The 15,994-nt window shown below is 55.7% G+C and carries 22 protein-coding genes; 4 read left to right on the forward strand and 18 right to left on the reverse strand.

Annotated elements, in window-relative coordinates:
* Positions 1 to 5 precede the first annotated feature (5 nt).
* Together ACTJJ7_RS15715 and ACTJJ7_RS15720 are read right to left on the reverse strand one after the other, a co-directional pair.
* Positions 6 to 596 carry a DUF2163 domain-containing protein gene (locus tag ACTJJ7_RS15715; protein WP_440967950.1) on the reverse strand — a complete coding sequence of 197 codons (591 nt, stop codon included), beginning with the start codon at positions 594 to 596 and terminating at the stop codon, positions 6 to 8.
* Positions 593 to 1,246 (reverse strand): hypothetical protein, encoded by a 654-nt coding sequence (locus ACTJJ7_RS15720; protein ID WP_440967952.1) that lies wholly within the window; start codon positions 1,244 to 1,246, stop codon positions 593 to 595. The genes ACTJJ7_RS15715 and ACTJJ7_RS15720 overlap by 4 nt, the downstream gene beginning before the upstream one ends.
* 59 nt (positions 1,247 to 1,305) lie before the next feature.
* On the opposite strand from ACTJJ7_RS15720, the gene ACTJJ7_RS15725 reads away from it, so the two are divergent.
* Entirely contained in the window at positions 1,306 to 1,608 is a 303-nt protein-coding gene (locus tag ACTJJ7_RS15725) for a hypothetical protein (protein ID WP_440967954.1), read from the forward strand.
* Here the strand turns inward: ACTJJ7_RS15725 and ACTJJ7_RS15730 are convergent.
* A complete protein-coding gene (locus tag ACTJJ7_RS15730) occupies positions 1,605 to 4,307 on the reverse strand; it encodes a phage tail length tape measure family protein (RefSeq protein ID WP_440967956.1) in 2,703 nt (900 codons plus the stop codon). The genes ACTJJ7_RS15725 and ACTJJ7_RS15730 overlap by 4 nt on opposite strands.
* Before the next feature lie 57 nt (positions 4,308 to 4,364).
* On the opposite strand from ACTJJ7_RS15730, the gene ACTJJ7_RS15735 reads away from it, so the two are divergent.
* Complete coding sequence (locus ACTJJ7_RS15735; protein ID WP_440967958.1) at positions 4,365 to 4,691, forward strand: hypothetical protein; 327 nt, start codon at positions 4,365 to 4,367, stop codon at positions 4,689 to 4,691.
* Between the two features lie 13 nt (positions 4,692 to 4,704).
* On the opposite strand, the gene ACTJJ7_RS15740 is transcribed toward ACTJJ7_RS15735, so the two are convergent.
* Genes ACTJJ7_RS15740 through ACTJJ7_RS15765 form a run of 6 tightly spaced genes read right to left on the reverse strand, consistent with a single transcriptional unit; the run spans position 4,705 to position 7,936 of the window.
* Complete coding sequence (locus ACTJJ7_RS15740) at positions 4,705 to 5,007, reverse strand: phage tail assembly chaperone (RefSeq protein ID WP_440968206.1); 303 nt, start codon at positions 5,005 to 5,007, stop codon at positions 4,705 to 4,707.
* Positions 5,008 to 5,024: 17 nt separating this feature from the next.
* Positions 5,025 to 5,435, reverse strand: coding sequence for a hypothetical protein (locus tag ACTJJ7_RS15745; RefSeq protein WP_440967960.1), 411 nt, complete (start codon positions 5,433 to 5,435; stop codon positions 5,025 to 5,027).
* Between the two features lie 10 nt (positions 5,436 to 5,445).
* A complete protein-coding gene (locus ACTJJ7_RS15750) occupies positions 5,446 to 5,937 on the reverse strand; it encodes a hypothetical protein (RefSeq protein WP_223616100.1) in 492 nt (163 codons plus the stop codon).
* A 54-nt stretch (positions 5,938 to 5,991) separates the two neighbouring features.
* The gene (locus tag ACTJJ7_RS15755; RefSeq protein WP_440967962.1) at positions 5,992 to 6,411 is read right to left on the reverse strand and encodes a phage tail terminator-like protein; all 420 of its coding nucleotides are present in this window, start codon (positions 6,409 to 6,411) and stop codon (positions 5,992 to 5,994) included.
* Positions 6,411 to 6,896, reverse strand: coding sequence for an HK97 gp10 family phage protein (locus tag ACTJJ7_RS15760; RefSeq protein ID WP_440967963.1), 486 nt, complete (start codon positions 6,894 to 6,896; stop codon positions 6,411 to 6,413). The genes ACTJJ7_RS15755 and ACTJJ7_RS15760 overlap by 1 nt, the downstream gene beginning before the upstream one ends.
* A complete protein-coding gene (locus tag ACTJJ7_RS15765; RefSeq protein ID WP_440967965.1) occupies positions 6,896 to 7,936 on the reverse strand; it encodes a phage minor head protein in 1,041 nt (346 codons plus the stop codon). Before ACTJJ7_RS15765 ends, ACTJJ7_RS15760 begins: the two co-directional genes overlap by 1 nt.
* 65 nt (positions 7,937 to 8,001) lie before the next feature.
* On the opposite strand from ACTJJ7_RS15765, the gene ACTJJ7_RS15770 reads away from it, so the two are divergent.
* Complete coding sequence (locus tag ACTJJ7_RS15770; protein WP_440967966.1) at positions 8,002 to 8,370, forward strand: hypothetical protein; 369 nt, start codon at positions 8,002 to 8,004, stop codon at positions 8,368 to 8,370.
* On the opposite strand, the gene ACTJJ7_RS15775 is transcribed toward ACTJJ7_RS15770, so the two are convergent.
* The gene (locus ACTJJ7_RS15775) at positions 8,371 to 8,733 is read right to left on the reverse strand and encodes a hypothetical protein (protein ID WP_440967968.1); all 363 of its coding nucleotides are present in this window, start codon (positions 8,731 to 8,733) and stop codon (positions 8,371 to 8,373) included.
* Between the two features lie 82 nt (positions 8,734 to 8,815).
* Here ACTJJ7_RS15775 and ACTJJ7_RS15780 point away from each other — a divergent pair, with 82 nt between their 5' ends.
* Complete coding sequence (locus tag ACTJJ7_RS15780) at positions 8,816 to 9,121, forward strand: hypothetical protein (RefSeq protein WP_440967970.1); 306 nt, start codon at positions 8,816 to 8,818, stop codon at positions 9,119 to 9,121.
* On the opposite strand, the gene ACTJJ7_RS15785 is transcribed toward ACTJJ7_RS15780, so the two are convergent.
* The 8 genes from ACTJJ7_RS15785 to ACTJJ7_RS15820 all read right to left on the reverse strand — a co-directional run bounded on the left by ACTJJ7_RS15785 (position 9,118) and on the right by ACTJJ7_RS15820 (position 15,973).
* Positions 9,118 to 9,645 (reverse strand): DnaT-like ssDNA-binding protein, encoded by a 528-nt coding sequence (locus ACTJJ7_RS15785; RefSeq protein WP_440967972.1) that lies wholly within the window; start codon positions 9,643 to 9,645, stop codon positions 9,118 to 9,120. The genes ACTJJ7_RS15780 and ACTJJ7_RS15785 overlap by 4 nt on opposite strands.
* Before the next feature lie 2 nt (positions 9,646 to 9,647).
* A complete protein-coding gene (locus tag ACTJJ7_RS15790) occupies positions 9,648 to 10,085 on the reverse strand; it encodes a peptidase S14 (RefSeq protein WP_440967974.1) in 438 nt (145 codons plus the stop codon).
* Positions 10,086 to 10,089: 4 nt separating this feature from the next.
* On the reverse strand, positions 10,090 to 10,395 hold the full coding sequence (locus ACTJJ7_RS15795; protein WP_440967976.1) for a hypothetical protein: 306 nt from the start codon (positions 10,393 to 10,395) through the stop codon (positions 10,090 to 10,092).
* 60 nt (positions 10,396 to 10,455) lie between these two features.
* Positions 10,456 to 11,607 carry a hypothetical protein gene (locus tag ACTJJ7_RS15800; RefSeq protein ID WP_440967977.1) on the reverse strand — a complete coding sequence of 384 codons (1,152 nt, stop codon included), beginning with the start codon at positions 11,605 to 11,607 and terminating at the stop codon, positions 10,456 to 10,458.
* A gap of 104 nt (positions 11,608 to 11,711) precedes the next feature.
* Positions 11,712 to 12,509 carry a DUF6651 domain-containing protein gene (locus tag ACTJJ7_RS15805; RefSeq protein WP_440967979.1) on the reverse strand — a complete coding sequence of 266 codons (798 nt, stop codon included), beginning with the start codon at positions 12,507 to 12,509 and terminating at the stop codon, positions 11,712 to 11,714.
* 101 nt (positions 12,510 to 12,610) lie between these two features.
* Positions 12,611 to 14,116, reverse strand: a complete 1,506-nt coding sequence (locus tag ACTJJ7_RS15810) for a DUF4055 domain-containing protein (protein ID WP_440967980.1) — start codon at positions 14,114 to 14,116, stop codon at positions 12,611 to 12,613.
* Complete coding sequence (terL, locus tag ACTJJ7_RS15815; RefSeq protein WP_440967981.1) at positions 14,116 to 15,522, reverse strand: phage terminase large subunit; 1,407 nt, start codon at positions 15,520 to 15,522, stop codon at positions 14,116 to 14,118. Before terL ends, ACTJJ7_RS15810 begins: the two co-directional genes overlap by 1 nt.
* Positions 15,509 to 15,973: a DUF2280 domain-containing protein gene (locus tag ACTJJ7_RS15820; RefSeq protein WP_440967983.1), complete on the reverse strand. Its 465-nt coding sequence runs from the start codon at positions 15,971 to 15,973 to the stop codon at positions 15,509 to 15,511. The genes terL and ACTJJ7_RS15820 overlap by 14 nt, the downstream gene beginning before the upstream one ends.
* Positions 15,974 to 15,994 lie beyond the last annotated feature (21 nt).

Here is a 15,994-nt window from a genome sequence, read left to right on the forward strand (position 1 = left end):
GGTTGTTACCTTTGGCCCCATTCGACGGGCTGGCTGCCGGTCACGGATGCGTATTCAAAACAGGTATCGGTGAGCGCATTGTCGAACTGCTGCTCTTCCTGCGACCGCTTGACCTGAGTGGAACCGCGCGCCGAACGCCCGGGCGGCTGCAGGTCGATTGACAACGTCAGGTTGCGCTCACCGCCTTGGTTGATCGCACTCTTGTTGAACTTCACCTTGTCGATCTCGTAAATGCTCGAGGCAAGCACACCCAACACCTGGTCGGTTGCCGGATCACCGCAGATATGCGCGATGATGACAGGAGCGTTGAGGTAGTTGAACTCTTCGATCTTCGCGATCGCGTCATTCACGTCTGCCGTCGGGATATTCGAAAAGGTGATTGTCCGCGTCGTTACAGCCACGCCGAGAGCGCTATTCATTGAACCGGCTGACAGAAACCGGTTCGGTAGGTATGTGAGACCGTTGTAGGTGAATGGATGCCCTCCCCGGTGATATCCGACCGTCCGGCCCGGTAGATCGAAACGGATGAGGTCCAGGCGGCGGATCTGGCCGGCGTCGACCGCAGCCTGAACTGCAGGATCAAGGACAGTGCTCATGAGAAGAACACCTCAGTTGCTGAAAAGCTTGGTTCCCTGCTCGCCCATGACTTCGGCCCCTGCCAACTGCCGGGATCAATCTGCATAGTGCAGGACGGTTTTTCGAAATGAACCGTGCAAGGCAACGTGAACGTCTGAAGGTCGAGCGCGAATTTGATCGGGAATGTACAATTGCCAGATGGATTAGCCGTAGCAGCCGCGGTGATCAAATGCAGTGACCGAACTGTTGGTGACTTGCGGATCTCCACATAGTCACCGGGCGAGAGCTGAAAGCCGGCAGGCAGGCCGCTTGCCGTTATCAGAAGCGCATTGATGATCGTTTGAAGGACCGCATCACCGTTGAATGCGCCGCCACCGGCCCTTGTGCCGGAAAGCGGCTTGCCCGTATCCATCAGGACCGGGCGAGGACGCATTGCGTCATAGGCCGCAAAGACTTCGCCGTCGTCGCCCGCTTGCATCATGAAAGCGCGCGTCAGACCCAAATCAGTATCCGACAATGCTGCAAACTTGGCACTCATGGTCCAGTATGGCGTCCCGAACGTCTGGGATTCCGTCTTACGGCCTTCCATTCGGTTTGTATCCCGTGGTCGAACAGGCTTGAAGTCGCATTCAGTCAACGGAACTGGTGGCAACACTATGAGTGATGGCATTCGCCATTCCTTCTCGCTAAGCTGATTTTCTGGTTTAGATTCTCGCGGAAAGGTACATCATGCGGCTCAGCGCTATTCGACTCGACAAAATCGTTGTCGGCGGCGATCAAGATCGTTTCATCGCTACGTTTCATATCGAGTATGAAGATGTACCCGGAGAGATGCCGTTTGGCGCGCACGTAGCCATCGGAACTCCCTTTGACGCAGATTTGAGCCACAAAGAATTGGTGGAACGCTCGCTTAACAAACTCCATGACTTTCTACGGGTTGGCGGCAACACTGATTTGGCCGCAGTTCATGATTTGTTTGAGCGTGGCCTAAAGCCGTTCTATTTCACCCAAAGTCTTGGCGAAAAAGTCTAGCGTGGGTGACCGCCTGCCCAATACAAATCATCTCGTTGTTTTTCCCGCTCGGTCACGACTTGAACAGCAGCATTCTGTCCTTCAGCTTGCGCTACATCTTTGACGTAGGCTTGCAGGTTCCCGTTGTTGTCGACAGAGACGCCAACGGTGACACGCATTTGGCCGGGCTGATTGTTGTTGGCTGCGCCGCCGCCGGCCGAGACACCAAGACGGCCGGAGCTATCCCGCTTCAACGGCATGATGGCCTCTGGTCCAGCTTCACCCATCAGGCCGGTACCGCTGGCAAATTTGAACAGCGTCGGGCTGCTGACGATGGAGTTGGTGAAGGTGCCACCATTTGCGAATTTCTGCACGCCACCGGTGAACGCCCCGCCGTTTGCCATGCGCATGCCGGCCCATGGATCAGCAGCGGCACCCGATGAACCGCCACCCAACAGACTTCCGAGGAAGCCAAACAATCCGCCGCCACTACCTGACCCAACCTTATTGACCTCGAAAAGTGCATTGAGAACGTCGTTGAGCAGCTTATCCGTGATCTTGTCGAGCACGGACATTGCTGCATCACCCCAGGCTTCCCATACCGACTTGCCGCTTTCGAGTCCCTGCGTGAACGTGCTAACGAAATCGCCTGCTAGCGATCTCGCTTCCTTCACCTGCTCATTGAACCGTATTGCTGCGGCAGCTTCCGAATTAAAATCGATAGGAAGGCCTGCTCCCTTGAGCGTTGACGCAACGGTCTGATCAATAGGAGACCGGAACATCTGCTGACGCTCGAACATGAGATCGGCCATCAAGGTCGCTTTGGCGGCCGCGGTAGCGTTCCTTTCGTAGGCTGAAACCTGATCGAGCAAGGCTTTTGTCTGAGCTTCGCTGATTTCGCGGCCCTTGCGCTGACTTTTCTGAAGCAAGTCCAACTTGAACCTCAGGACGTCTTGAGCAATGCCACTCAGTCCAGCGGAGTCCGCCTCGAGTTTGCTCTGCGCAACCCGGTCTTGAGCGGATTTCAAGAGGTCACGATAAGCATTTGCGTCTCGGTCAACTTTCGGCCTGGCCTCGCGATCAATCTCCTTGTTCTTGGCCTCTAGCTTTTCGCGTAGATCCTTGTCGGATCGCAGGAAGAAGCTCAACGCATCGTCGAACTCGTTCTGACTCCTACCTGGGCCGCGCAATCTGTCGCCCTTGCCAGTATTGGACAATCCTTCGATTTGAGCTTTTGCAAGAGCAGCAATTCCCAGCAACCGAGCAATCTCGTTAATGGGGCTCGACAAATCTGGATTGAGTGTCGCAAGATTATTGATCTCGCGCGACAGATCACTTGTCGTAGCTTCTCCGGCCTGCATCTTTTTGCGTAAGCTTTCCAACCGCGATTCGATATCTGAAAGTCTTCCCGCAGCTCCAAGTGGATTGATGCCGTCAATCGCCCGCTGTGCATCCGAAAACGCCTTTGCCACACGATCAGTCGTTCCCGAGACATTCAGCAGCTTGTCCTCTGCTTCAAGTGCCTGATTGGTCACCGTCAGCAATTCCTGGCCAATTTTGGCGGAAATTGCGCCGTTGTTGACGAGGTTGCCGATTTCTAGTTGGAACTCGCGAACACGAGGTGCACCATCTGCAACTGACCTCTTAAAATTATCAATTGCCTTGGTAGCACCTTCAAACTTCGACGGCAGCGCAGCAGCGAAAATGAAGTCATCTCCAGTCAATTGACTTCGCAAAGATCGGCTGAGAATTTCGGCACTGGCAGCTTTGGCTTCCTGAAGCCGGTTCTTGATGGCGTCGTCACGATCAGCCCCAAAGCGAACATCTGACAATTCAGGGCTTTCGTTGATATATTTGTTCTTTGCCTCAGTAGCCGCTGCATAAGCAGGTCCCAAACGATCAATGTTGTCTTTGTGCTGTTTGAGGATGTCATCCAGGCTTTTTGTACCCTGTCCTGATGTTGTGAAGTATTGGATCGCTGCCGCACCTAGGGCGACTACACCTATCGTCACCAATGAAACTGGGTTGATCACCGACAAGAATGCCGACGCCAGACCACGAACCGGACTTTCCATCGTATTGAGAACAGCGCTGAGCTGTGTGCCCTGTTGCAAAGCAATCTGCAGTGGCGCCATACCCATTGCTGACGTTACCGCGATGTCTTGGAATTGAGCCGCAATGTTCGCTGTCTGAAACGTACCAGCACCCTGCCCTGGACGTGTTTGACCCAATGCTCCCTGCCGACCCTTGAGCGCAGCGATGCTAGCTAAGGCAGCACTGCGCTCACGATTGAGCGCAGCTGTCATTTCATCGATACCAATTGCGCCAATGGCATGCGCTTGCCGAATTTCAGACTGTGTTGCTTTGTACTGTTGAATTGTTGCGAACAGCGGGTTGAATTTGGTTCTCAGGCGATCCAGTTCGGCGCCGTAGGCTGCGATATCGGTGCCACGCCCTATTCCACCGAATTCTGCTCGAATATTCAGAGCTCGATTGATACGTGCGGCCATAGATTCGGCATCATTTGCCGCCTCGCGAAGCTTCTGCGAAATGGCACCAGCTCCCGCACCAATCTTTCCCATAACACCAGAAGTCGACGTGCCCAATCTTGCTACTGCGGCTTCTGCAGTCGCCGACGAACCAGCGAGTTTATCCAGATCAACGGCAGCTCGTACGGCTGGCGCGCTATCAACGGCCAAACCAAGACTTGCAATGGTCATCTATTGATCCTTTGGAGAGCGGGAGATATCGTCAACGGCAAGATGCGGGGAATGGCGATGAACTCAAACGATGACGTGATTTACACTCATCCGGTCAACGTAATGGTTGATGGAGAGCATCAAATCGTTACCGTCGCTTTGTTTCAAAATACCTATGCGCTCGTGCTTGATGAGATCAAGCGGGACAACCTCTTATGGCTGTCTTTCAAGACACACATAGATAGTATCAGAGAGATGGATCGCCGGCAGATCGATGGGCCAGCTGCGTATCTCTCAACCGACCATTTTAATGCAATTGTCCAATGCCTCGAAAAACATATCAAATACGGGGGCGCACTTCTCTCCCCATTCTTTGATCACGCTCGTAAAGCTGGTCTGGATTAGCAGGCAAACGCTTTCAGAACAACGCGTCGAACAGCTCCACCGACATTGGCCTTGACGAAACCACGTCCTTGCTGTCGTCATCAGATGCGTTGAGCAGGATCATCTTCTCTACGTCCATCGCGCTCAATGCGCGCAATTCCCAAGCTGCGGGCGTTTCGCCGTGAAGCCGCGCCCAGGCATCAATCTCAAGATGGCTGATAGGCATGAAGGCGTATCCGTTGTGGAAGCGCTTCCGATCGAGATAAGCGAACCAAACCCAGACGTGCTGACCGGCGGCAGGAATGCGCGGCCGCCGATCAACATGGTTGTCACGAATGGCTTTTCGGAGCGCCCTTACGAGCGCTTCATAAAACCCGTGCGTTTGCCTGCCTTCTTTTCCACCTGCTCACGAATGAACGGAAAGCGGGTGAACAGGCGAATGGCATTTTCTTCCGAGCAAGGGAGATCGGAACCATCGAGGACAATCGGCGACCAGGAGATGACGCTTGCCGCAAGGATTTTGAGGGTGTTGACCTCAATGTCTTCTGCGGTGGCCGTGGCAAGGTCTTCGTTGTTGATGCGTTCGTTGGTGAGCGCCTTCATCACTTTGCGCTGGCGTTCACTGTCCGGCCCGGCAACCCGGATCGAAACACCGATGGGCTGGCCGGAAGGATCCTTGATCTCAATGTCGATACCGGCTTCCTGCGCTTCCTTGAGGCCGTCGAATGCAGAGAGATCGTTGATCTTTTGTGTCTTGGTAGTCATGTAGCTCTCCTTATGTGGCCGAAGCCGCGACTTTCACGATGTTGGTGTTGATTTCGACCGTTGAATTGAGGCTCTGCACGGTATTCGCCGCGCCGCCCGCTTCCTGAGCGGAGGTGACGAGGCCCATGAAATACCGCAGCGAGTTCTTCGGTGCGGCGCCAACTGCCGGCTTGTCATTGAGCTCGATCTTGAATGGATAGTTCTGGTCCGTCTTTTCAGCCGCGATAAGCGCGATCTGACCGGGATCACTGGCCAACACGGCGAAGACGTTCTGCATCTGGCCTGCGTTGCGCGTGCCCTTCTGCTTCACGTCCCGCTTGCGGTCAATGAGCTGCGTGGTGATGAGCGCGGCCGCATCGCCGAATGCACCCATCTGGGTCCAGTCTTTGATTTCAACCCAAGTGGTAGCCGTGAAGTCGGCAGCGACAACGTCGACATCGGGAAGGTCCACCGCGGCACCGATATAGATTCGGCATCCGGCGACCGGGTACAGATTGGCCATGGTGGCCTCCTTTGCTTTGAATATCCTTGCCGAAGGGATGGGAACGGCTTTGCCTCAGAGGTAGGCAATCCAGTCGATTGAAACTGGTATCTGAATGCGATCGGTGTCCTGCATTGGACGCTCAATACTTGGCCGCTTGTCGATGCGAACGGGACCGGCAGCGGTTTGCAGTTGCGTGCCTTCCGCGAAGTGACTGGCGATCTGGCCCGCTACATCATTTGGCTTTACCGCTCCCTGCCCTGCCGGAAACACGACTGTCACCTGAAGGATGCCTTGATATCGGTTTGGCGAGCCTGGGGTGATGCAAATGCGCTGGGTGCCGTTGGGGATGTAGTAGACCTTGAGATAGGCCGTTGCGGGAGGATTGAACTGGATATCCGGGTAGGCAATCGGAAGCGCTGGCGACAGCGCGAGCAATGACAGATGAGCAAGCAGCGCCTCGGGAATCATTCCCTCAATCGTTGAAGCGGCCATCATGAATTCCTTGCTGCAACGCGTGCCTTGGCCAATTCTTCAGCTTGTTGAACGATCTGGGGCCAGCGTTGTGCCGCTGTGCGCACGAATGCATAAGCAGGTTGGCTGTATGTGCGGCCGAGGCTGTCAGTGCCTTCAAATCCGTATTCAAGGCGAAGCGAGTAGGCCATTCCATAGGAAGCCATAATTGTGTCGCCGAGTTCGGCCCCGGCGATCGATGCGTCAACCGCGCCCATTGCGAATGGCCTGGCTGGTGTAGTTGGCGCCTTGCGGATCGCGTCTTGTGGCGGCGTGTTGATGCCTACCTGCAGAGAGGCGATGTGATGCCCAAGATCGATGCGGTTGAGGCCGCCTTGATTGGTTGTCTTCTGCATTTCCTCGATGACCATGCTCGCCGACGTGCGAAACACAGCAATGAGACGCTTGTTCGTCTCTTGCACCCATTCGGACACTTGAGACGAAAAGGAAACGTTTGAGACGGCCATCAATCCAAGTCCGCAAGGAAGTCGATCTTGATGCTCATACGGCACCTGCAGTTGACGATTTCAGAGGCTGGCGCGCTCGGGTCGCCCGGGAACTGAAGCAAGGGACCATTCGGCGATTGGAACGGCGTTCTGAAACCAACGGTCTGACCATCCATGCCCTGATGTGTGTCACGGACCCGGCTGTCACCGGCAGTGTGCCAGACACGCTGCACGACGCTTTCGGCGATGGCACCGGTGTCGATCAACTGTCGATAGGCTTCCATCTGGCTCTCATTAAATGCACCCATAGTCTCGGTGCGGGCAATCGTTTCGCCGCGGAGGAGCAAAAGCCGGTTCGCATATTGCTGGGTGGTCATGCGGTCGACGGTTTCGACTGGTATCGCCTTGCCGGTTGATATTGCCTTTCGAACGGTTGCATCAAAGCGCTTATCCCGCCGGTTGCGCGTCAGGTAGTGCTTTAACTGCACTGGATCGTTCGAAAGAAGCTCGCTATGTGCCGATGCAACATATTTCGCCTGTGTGGACGTCAGGCCGATGATCCCGCCTTCACGGACGCCTGTCGCCCGGTTGAGGCGGCCAGCGATATCAAGCGCCATTGCTCGCGGCCCGCGACCGGCTTCCAGCCCTTCGGTCAAGTAGGTACGAATACCTACACGCTGATCGGCAATGATGTCGTTGATCAGACCTGTGCTGTGATCGCGAAGCCAAGCCTCGGCGCGATAGTTGCGGGTATCGAAACGAACAACCAGTTTCGCGCCGTCGGGCTCCTTGATGGCTGGCATCGAAGAAACGGCCGCCACGCCGCCGCCTTCATAAGCCTGAGCAATGGCCTTATCCAATGGACGGAACGCTGCCGGCTCCATGTGCAGCATGTCGAAGGCGCCGGCGATGTCGTTTCGCTCCAGCCGCTCGACAATCCGCTTGATCTGGATGTTCGATTTGATGTCGGCAATGCTCTCCATGAAGGCATTGCGCAATAATGGTTCGAAGTCGGCGATCAGTTGTTCGAACTTCTCGCGGGCTGAAAGTCGTTTGAGCATTGTGTTTTAACTCTCGACAGATCGGATGCCCTTGAGTAGGGTCGCCACGCTTTAGGGGGAACACCATGAAATCAGTATATTTTGCCGCCAGCATTGTGCTTGCATTCACTGGATCTGCTTTGTCGCAGCCCTTAGAAAGTTATACCGCCAGGTTGAGCGCGAAGGATCACTTCAATTCCTCTGGCGTCAGGCTGGAAAGCGCTGCGGCAATCATCCGTCAAGATCGCGCGAATTATTACGTCTACGGCTCTCATGACAGTGAAGATGAACCTGACGGCTTCTTCAAGAGCAAGGATAATCGCGCACGGCTCGAAACCATGTTGAACCATGGGACGTTCTCCGACGGCGCAAGGAAAGCCATTTTGAATGGCACACCTCTTATTACCGTGGATATCTATCCTGATTTCATCAACGTGACAGTTGAGAGAGACTGATCAAGCCCTCACAAAAAGCTTGTGGTAAACCACCACATTCGACGGTTCGAGCGACGCCACTTTTACGATGGTGTATGACTTGTCGTTAAAAACGAACCTGTCGGTTGTGGTTGGCTCTACGACAAGTCTCTTGGCAGCGACATAGACGGTTCGGTCTGTCGATTTGACGAGCGTGCCGTCAACGTCCTTGAGTTCAATGGCCAGTATCGCTGCAACGCATCCATATGGCGTCGACACTGGCTCGCCCGGATCCCATACAGGACCAGATCCCGGTACTTCGCGGATGAGCAAGCCAGACTGGCCGAACTTTTCGAGTAGTCGCAGAGCAGTCGCTTGCGCGCGAGGATAGTTGAATTTGTTCATGCCTCTATCCTTGGTTCGGGATCATTCCAGCCATTCGCGCGTTGAATGCGTAGGGAACATTCAAACCAAAAGGAGCAGCGCTATGCATGCAGCAAATCTGCAAATTGAAGGGCTCTGTTTAGCTATCGCATCGATCAACCGCCTGCTGGTTTCGAAGGGTATCGTCTCTCAAGAAGAATTGGACGTTGCGTTCGACAAGGCAGAAGCGACTGCGCGAAGCGACAACAGATTCACCGAAAACATGTCTCCATCCAACCGGGATGCAGTGTGTTTTCCCATCAGAGTTTTGCAAATCGCCAACGACACAGGCGCCGAGACGCCGTGGTCTTTCTCCGAACTTGCAAAACTGGTCGGGGAATCGAAAGAGCCCTATAACGACCGGCGTTAGGCGCGGTACGCCTGCCCAACCAGGACATTTCCGGCACCCGTGCGCAGTAGATTGCCGATCAGATCACGGACGATCAGGAGTACCGGTCGCGCACCGTCGGCCGACGTGTTGGCATTGAGGTATTCGGTTTCGAGGTCGCCAACCTTCTCACGCTTGACCTGTTCGGAAGCGACGAAATCTGGTGACATAGAGCCTGGGACGATCAACTCACGGAGTGCAACCTCTGCCGTTGCGTATTTGATCTCGATGGGAATTTCGTTCGGACCAATCGCCCAGTTCTCGCGATCAACGGCGCCGTAGCGCGGCCATGCGAGCGCTTGCGGGCGGCCTTTGACCTTGTAGCCCTGCCATTGATAGGAAACAGAGAGGAACGCTGTAGCACGGACGATTGCAGCTTCCTTGAGTGCATTGTCCCCAACCCAAGCTGCATTACCCCGTGTGGAGTGATAAGCGTCTACGCTGGCGACATCCCAGAAGGCATTCGCATCGGTCGAGCCCGTACCTGTTTCAACGATCAGAGACATGATCAGCTCTCAAATTTCAGTTGGGTAATGGGCCCATCGGTCCATACATCGCACTCGCAGCCAATCTCGACGGCTCGAACTGCATCCGCCCCCATCATGAGAGCGCCCTGTGCGTAGTGTTCGCCCGATCCTATCGCGATGAAATCCGAAGCGATTGGACCGGAAAAGCTGTCCTCTGCATTGAAATAGAAGATGTCGCCATTGGGTTTGACCACGATGGCTTGAGCATCAATCGATTCCTTGAATGATCTCTCAACGCCGAACTCTTCGACCAAGCGGCGAAGCTTCTCAGGAAGCCCAACCTTGGAGGAACTGCACCCGAACAGAGAACCATCAGCCAGGCGATGGATTTTCTTCTTGATGCCGAGTGGCTGCTTGTTCCCGGCATACGCCCGGCTATCGGCAGCCATCACGCCATTGCGGTAAACGATCGTGGTCATCTGCTTACGACGTTGGATTGGTCGCAAGTTCCTCGAGCGCAGCGACAATCTCATCCTTCTTGGATGGTGTCTTATCACCGAGCAGCTTAGAGGCAGCAGACTTGAACGACAAGAACTGAACAGATGGATCAGTGGCCATTGCGAGCACTTCAAGCGCCGACTTGTCGACGGTATCGCTCGATACAGCAGGCTTCTTGGCTTTGCCGTCGAGCAGTTCGTGAAAATCTGGATCGAAATCCACTTCGTTTATGATGACGTATTCACCCTGATCGTCTGACCATGGCTTTACCTGAATGGTTGCGTTCGACATTGCGAACTCCAGTGTTTTGAGGAAGGGAACCGGGGCCGAGGCCCCGGCGATTGATCAGGATCAGCCGAGAAGCGCAGTGATGTGTTCCGACTTGACGGCCTTGACGCCCCAAGCAAGCGAAACTTCGTACTGCATCTGGCGATACTGCGGGTACATCGCCACTTCGAAGGTCAGGCCGGATTCGGGATCAGTGACCAGTGTACGGTCACGAGCCAGATCGCCTTGATCAGGAAGGGCCGGCGCGCGCGTTGCCAGCGCGATTGCCGAACGGGCAAAGGCGAGACTGCGGGCGGATGCGGCAGCGATGGTAATGGCCGCTGCAGCGGACGGGAGAGCCTTGCGAAGACCTGGAGCAACAAGGGTGATAGTGCCGCCGTTGGAAACATCGGTGTCACCCGATGCAACGAGGTACTTGTTCGGATCACCGGCGAATGTAATCACGTCACCCTGAATAACCGCACCGGTACCGGCCGAAGCAAGCGTGATGACGGTTGTGCCGACGGGATAACCGGTGGCGTTGGTCGTTGCAGCGGCACCCGTTCCAGCAGCCGCCGTTTTCACCTGACCGGATTCACGGATTGCAAAGCCATGAACGTCCAGCAGCACGCCGCGGCGCAGAAGCGAAGTGTCAGCCGCTTCGTTCGCCTTAGAGAGCTGAGTCAGTGTCCGCATATTCGCGCCGGCAGAGGTATCGATAACCATCTGCAGGTCGCTGAGTGGCGCGCCGTTGTCCGAAAGGATCTTGCGGCTTTGTGCAGTGTCGGCAAGGTTCGTCGCAAACGGTGTTGTGCCGGGTGTACCATAGGCACGGGAGGCAAAGACGTGGAGCGCTGCAAGGTCGCCTTCCACTTCATTGCAGAGGGTACGCATTGCCTGGGCAAACTGATCGCGCAGGATCACGTTGTAGCTGGCGCCGTTGTTGTCGAGTGCAAGCTTCTGCTCGCCATTCCAGCGGACCGGAACACGACGGGCTTTGGTGATGGTCATCTGGACGTTGCCGATGGTCTGATCACCATCATCGGGCGGCGTAACGCCAGGAGTGATGTCAGTAGCGACCGAGGCAGGAGCAACGGGAGACATGACTGTCTGGCCGACCGCGGCACGTTCGAATGTCATATCCGAGGAAACAGCCGGAATGAAACCGACGAGTTCGCGGGAAACGATATCAAGTGCATTGTAGAGTGTCGGGAAAAGCCCCGTGATGGAGTTCATGGTGATAGCCCTTTCGTGGCTTGGATTGGCGATGTTTAGGGGTTGGTTGGGCTATCCAGCCCGGCACACCGCCACCCATCCGGGCCGCGGCAAATCATTTGGCTTCACTCGGTTACAGTGAAACCCTCTTTCATTTTGGAAGAACGGCTCGAAGGATCGAGACCTTCGAATTCTGCGCGACTGATGGTCTTGGTTCCGCCACCATTGCCACTTCCAGGCTTTGCGCCGCCGCCGGAATTACCCGAGCCTTTCAGGATCGCATCACGGTGAGCATAGCCATCGATGATCGTTTCGAGCGCTTCATCAAACTCCGCAATTTCGCCGGGCTTTGAGCGCGAGTAGATCTTGTTGCCCGCGGCATCATAGGCAACAGTCCTGCCGTCCTCGACTTTGAAGCGCGAGCCGAACTGCGCCTGAAGCAGATCAGCAGGGATTGCTACCTTATCCGTGATGAACTTCGAGCGTGAGAATGCACCGCCGATCTTTTCGCCATAGAGATCATCGCGAAGCTTGTCGCGTTCGGTCTCCAGCGTTTTGATCTGTTCGCCACTGGCCTTGGCGGCCTGGGCAACCTGTTCTTCCGCGGCTTTTTTTGCGGCAGCTTTGATTTCTTCGACCTTGCCGGCAGTGACGAGTTCGCCGTCCTTCAGGTTCCTGACGGTTTCCAGCGCTTTACGAGCAGCTTCACCGTCATCAATACCGTCGAAGGCTTTCAGCCTGGCTTCTGCGGCTTCCTTGGCTTCCCGATGTGTCTTGGCTTCGCCATTGAGGCGCGAAATCGTTGCGACCGTCGTGACTGCATCGAAAGCAGCTTCCTTGCCGTCTTCATGGATAAAGACGGGCTTACCGTCCTGCGTTTCGGCGTAGGTCTTACCGTCGATCGTTATAGTCTTGAGTTTCATGGTGGTTCTTTCCGGGCATCCGCCCTGCTCTATGGGCGATCCCGCCCGTGCACCCGCTCACATCCGTGAAACGGGCCAATCTTGAATGATGAATGGTGGGTTTAGGCCGCGATGGGCGGTGTCTTCGGCGTGGTGGCTGCCGTTTGGTCGTCTGTCGTATCGTCGCCTGGCACTTCGCCGAGGATAATTTCCATATCGTCTTCGGCATCGTACTCAGGTGACAGGATGTTCCGGCGCTTGGCCTCGCTGATCGTCGCAGCACGCGAAATCAGACTGTCCTTTTTCATCTCCAGAACGATCTTCATGGCGTCGACGCTGTCGGTCTCAACGTCAAAATCGGTATGAACAATGACTTCCGCTTCGTTCGTCTCATTCAACCAGAGTGCCGTAAGGAGCATTGCGTTCTCGAGCGCGTCCTTGAGATTCAACACCCAAGCCTGAATTGCACTGTTGCCCTTCTGGGCTGCGAACATGGTCGTAACAACGGTAAGATTCCCGGTCTGGGCTGTCAGCGGTTGGCGGCCGAGCTCGCGAAGCTGCTGGGCTGTCTCCTTCACGTCCGCGGCAAGAAATTTCAGCGATTCAGCAGAAGGCTCGATGAACTTCCATTCGCCATGCTTTCCCTCGCCATTGGATGGCGCGTAAAGAACCGACTTCGGTCCGACTGGTACAGCAAGCGGCTTGCCATCAGGCCCTTCGGCCGGAGTAACGCCATTGCCTGCTAGCATCGGGAAGCATGTCAGTTCCTTGGCGTATTTCAGCCCTGATTCCTGCTGGTAGTGCTCGATCTGCAGATCGGCAGCATCCTGCAACGGTGGCACGACCTGCCACGAATGACCGAGGCGGCGGCCTGTGAGGAACGGAACCAGCGGAATGACCTTGATCGTGAGCGGGCCAGAGCCAACAGACACCCAGACATCCTTACCGGTGCTGTCCTTCTGCTTCTCCAACACTTCCCACGTTGCATCGGCGGCACTGATAACGTCGCCCTGCTCGTTCCGTTCCAGTTCACGATTGAGGACACGTACCCGCTCGACTGTCTTCTCGCCGTAGCCCTCCCGAACCGTTGCATCTTCCTTGATGCGGACATGGACGAAGGTTTCAACGCCGCCGATCATCTCGGAATAGGCAGCCAGGACATTCTGCGCCGGGACTCGCACCCAATAAGGCCGGGCACCGAGTGCATCCTCCTGCGCGATCGTTGCATTTGCCGGCACGTTCTTGGTGTAGTCGACGAGGATCCAGTCAATGGCGTAAGAAATACCGTGAAAGAAGCAGTTGGCGGCAAACACATGCAGATGATCGCCCTGCCCTGTAATGTTCTCGGACAACTTCTTGATGCGATCCGTCGCCTTGTCCGTAAGCTCGACTTCCTTGGAGAAAGGCTTTGCCGCAAGGTTCTCAACGATATCCCGAAAGATGTTGGTGAATTTGCTGTTTTCCCGGCGGAACTTGTAGTCGGTCTCGGATTCGTTCGGGAACTTTGGCAGATACTGCTTTGCCTTCCGCATTGCGGTGGCGCCGGCAAGGATCGTCGACACCATCACCCAATACGGCGCCATGGCTTCATAATCGGAACTGGTGGCGTTTGGCTGCAGGTCAGTCATCATTGATTTCCATATGTGCCGAACAGTGCCTGAGATGAACCGTTCAACAAGGCGTTGAAGGCTCGGCTTGTGCTGTCCGCGTCATCATCATGTGCAGCTTCAGGGAAGCTCTCGAGTTCGGTGAACCAGGTCTCATTCCAGTTGCCGCGAAGCACCAAGACATTTCCAGCTTCTGCCTGGGCAGAAAAGCCGCCAAATCTCGTAATCTTATCGCCGCTTTCCGCTGTTGCCCGGACACGAAAGCCGGCAAGCAGCTTGATCAGAGTTGCTGCTTGTGCCTTGCCAGCCTGCCCCGGATCCTGCGGAAGTGAGACTTCCACGTCTTTGCCGTCGGCATCCGCGGTGTTCTTGATCAGTCTCTCGACGCCGGCGGGCGAAGTTCGATCACGACAATGATGGGCCACGATGTAGCGCCCATCTGGAAGCTTTCCGATCTTCGTACCGGTTGTCCAATCAGGATCGTTCGTCTCGGTCTTGAGCGTTGCGCCCAAATCCCATCCACGCATCCAGCGCGCGCCGCTCGGTATCGCATCGACAACGGTGCACCAACCACGCTGAAAGTAGAGGCCTGCGGCGGGCCTGATCTTCCAGTTGCCACCAAGAAGGCGCTCGCGCTCGACCGTGGGTAGCGCCATGAGGCTGGCGAGATAGCTCGGGTCCGCTGCCATCAGCGCCCGGTTGTCGCTAAGCTTGGCCGGAACGAACGTCACCGACTTCGGTGGAATCGGCGCTTCAATGCCGTCTTCATTCGGTGCTGTGTGGTGTGCCAGTTCGGCCGGGCTGTCCGCCCAGATTATCGCGTCTCCGATACGAACGAACCAACGCAGGACGCCGGCACGCTCAGGAATGGGCAATCCGGTGTCTGGATTGATCCACCAGGATATGAATTCGGCAACCCAGCTATCGGCATCAGGATTGCATGTAGCCCGGATATAGGGTTTCACGCCACTCATCGAGCGGTTACGGGAAACCATGTACCAGAACTGTTTTGCGCTGAAATGCGTCAGCTCATCGAAGCAGATGAGCGGTATCTGCGAGCCCTGCCAGTTCAGGACGGTCTTGTCATGCTCCAGATGAGCGAATGAAACCGACGATCCCGACGGGAAGTTCCATTGAAGCACATGTTCCTTTGGCGCTGCACCTATCGCGGGATAGAGCTTTTCGCTTTCGTCCCAAAGACCACCTTCATTTCGAACCTGAACTGTTGACCGGCGGAAGAACACCGCGCCGAACTGTGGATTTGCCACATGGCGCAGCGGCTCCATCAGAATCGCCCATGTCTTGCCGCCGCCGGCCGATCCGCCATAAATCGCGATATCTGCCGTAGAAGCTAGGAAAGCTGTCTGTGGCCCTTCCTGCGGACGAATGATGGTTTGGGCGACCTGCCCTGCGCTAACTCCTGCCATTATCGGGTAACTGGAAGATCGTCACCGGCGACACTGGCACCGGCAAATCCTTTCCATCCTTCCCGGTCAGTTCGCGCCGGTTTGTGTAAGCGTTGCCAACTTCTTCTGCGGCCTGCTTCATCAGTGATGCGGCAAGAACCATGTTGCCTTGCGTCTCCGCCTTCTCCGCCATGCGCTGAAGAGCCCGAAGCCGAACGGCGCGATGAGATATCGCTATGGTCGCGGTGTCTTCGAGAAAGGTCTTGCGCGTCTCCTCGAACAGCGCTTTCCACTTCTCTGAAAGGTTGGCTCCAGCCTTCTTGTTTGGGTCATATCCCTCAACCGATTGGCGGGTGATTGACTCCCCAAATTCTTTCCTGACTGCTTCGACCACAACAGACGGCGTATCGAAGCATGCGAGGCTTTGAACGATGAAGGTCTGCACGTGCTGATTGAGCTTGCCTTTTGCCATCGAAATGTCAGGCTCCGGTCA

It is taken from the genome of Phyllobacterium sp. 22229 (assembly GCF_052056495.1).
Lineage (GTDB): Bacteria > Pseudomonadota > Alphaproteobacteria > Rhizobiales > Rhizobiaceae > Phyllobacterium > Phyllobacterium myrsinacearum.

What these genes read in the sequence shown, in the direction of transcription:
- ACTJJ7_RS15715 (WP_440967950.1), bottom strand. Translation starts at nt 596, where the DNA reads ATGAGCACTGTCCTTGATCCTGCAGTTCAGGCTGCGGTCGACGCCGGC.
- ACTJJ7_RS15720 (WP_440967952.1), bottom strand. Translation starts at nt 1,246, where the DNA reads ATGCCATCACTCATAGTGTTGCCACCAGTTCCGTTGACTGAATGCGAC.
- ACTJJ7_RS15725 (WP_440967954.1), top strand. Translation starts at nt 1,306, where the DNA reads ATGCGGCTCAGCGCTATTCGACTCGACAAAATCGTTGTCGGCGGCGAT.
- ACTJJ7_RS15730 (WP_440967956.1), bottom strand. Translation starts at nt 4,307, where the DNA reads ATGACCATTGCAAGTCTTGGTTTGGCCGTTGATAGCGCGCCAGCCGTA.
- ACTJJ7_RS15735 (WP_440967958.1), top strand. Translation starts at nt 4,365, where the DNA reads ATGAACTCAAACGATGACGTGATTTACACTCATCCGGTCAACGTAATG.
- ACTJJ7_RS15745 (WP_440967960.1), bottom strand. Translation starts at nt 5,435, where the DNA reads ATGACTACCAAGACACAAAAGATCAACGATCTCTCTGCATTCGACGGC.
- ACTJJ7_RS15750 (WP_223616100.1), bottom strand. Translation starts at nt 5,937, where the DNA reads ATGGCCAATCTGTACCCGGTCGCCGGATGCCGAATCTATATCGGTGCC.
- ACTJJ7_RS15755 (WP_440967962.1), bottom strand. Translation starts at nt 6,411, where the DNA reads ATGGCCGCTTCAACGATTGAGGGAATGATTCCCGAGGCGCTGCTTGCT.
- ACTJJ7_RS15760 (WP_440967963.1), bottom strand. Translation starts at nt 6,896, where the DNA reads ATGGCCGTCTCAAACGTTTCCTTTTCGTCTCAAGTGTCCGAATGGGTG.
- ACTJJ7_RS15765 (WP_440967965.1), bottom strand. Translation starts at nt 7,936, where the DNA reads ATGCTCAAACGACTTTCAGCCCGCGAGAAGTTCGAACAACTGATCGCC.
- ACTJJ7_RS15770 (WP_440967966.1), top strand. Translation starts at nt 8,002, where the DNA reads ATGAAATCAGTATATTTTGCCGCCAGCATTGTGCTTGCATTCACTGGA.
- ACTJJ7_RS15775 (WP_440967968.1), bottom strand. Translation starts at nt 8,733, where the DNA reads ATGAACAAATTCAACTATCCTCGCGCGCAAGCGACTGCTCTGCGACTA.
- ACTJJ7_RS15780 (WP_440967970.1), top strand. Translation starts at nt 8,816, where the DNA reads ATGCATGCAGCAAATCTGCAAATTGAAGGGCTCTGTTTAGCTATCGCA.
- ACTJJ7_RS15785 (WP_440967972.1), bottom strand. Translation starts at nt 9,645, where the DNA reads ATGTCTCTGATCGTTGAAACAGGTACGGGCTCGACCGATGCGAATGCC.
- ACTJJ7_RS15790 (WP_440967974.1), bottom strand. Translation starts at nt 10,085, where the DNA reads ATGACCACGATCGTTTACCGCAATGGCGTGATGGCTGCCGATAGCCGG.
- ACTJJ7_RS15795 (WP_440967976.1), bottom strand. Translation starts at nt 10,395, where the DNA reads ATGTCGAACGCAACCATTCAGGTAAAGCCATGGTCAGACGATCAGGGT.
- ACTJJ7_RS15800 (WP_440967977.1), bottom strand. Translation starts at nt 11,607, where the DNA reads ATGAACTCCATCACGGGGCTTTTCCCGACACTCTACAATGCACTTGAT.
- ACTJJ7_RS15805 (WP_440967979.1), bottom strand. Translation starts at nt 12,509, where the DNA reads ATGAAACTCAAGACTATAACGATCGACGGTAAGACCTACGCCGAAACG.
- ACTJJ7_RS15810 (WP_440967980.1), bottom strand. Translation starts at nt 14,116, where the DNA reads ATGACTGACCTGCAGCCAAACGCCACCAGTTCCGATTATGAAGCCATG.
- terL (WP_440967981.1), bottom strand. Translation starts at nt 15,522, where the DNA reads ATGGCAGGAGTTAGCGCAGGGCAGGTCGCCCAAACCATCATTCGTCCG.
- ACTJJ7_RS15820 (WP_440967983.1), bottom strand. Translation starts at nt 15,973, where the DNA reads ATGGCAAAAGGCAAGCTCAATCAGCACGTGCAGACCTTCATCGTTCAA.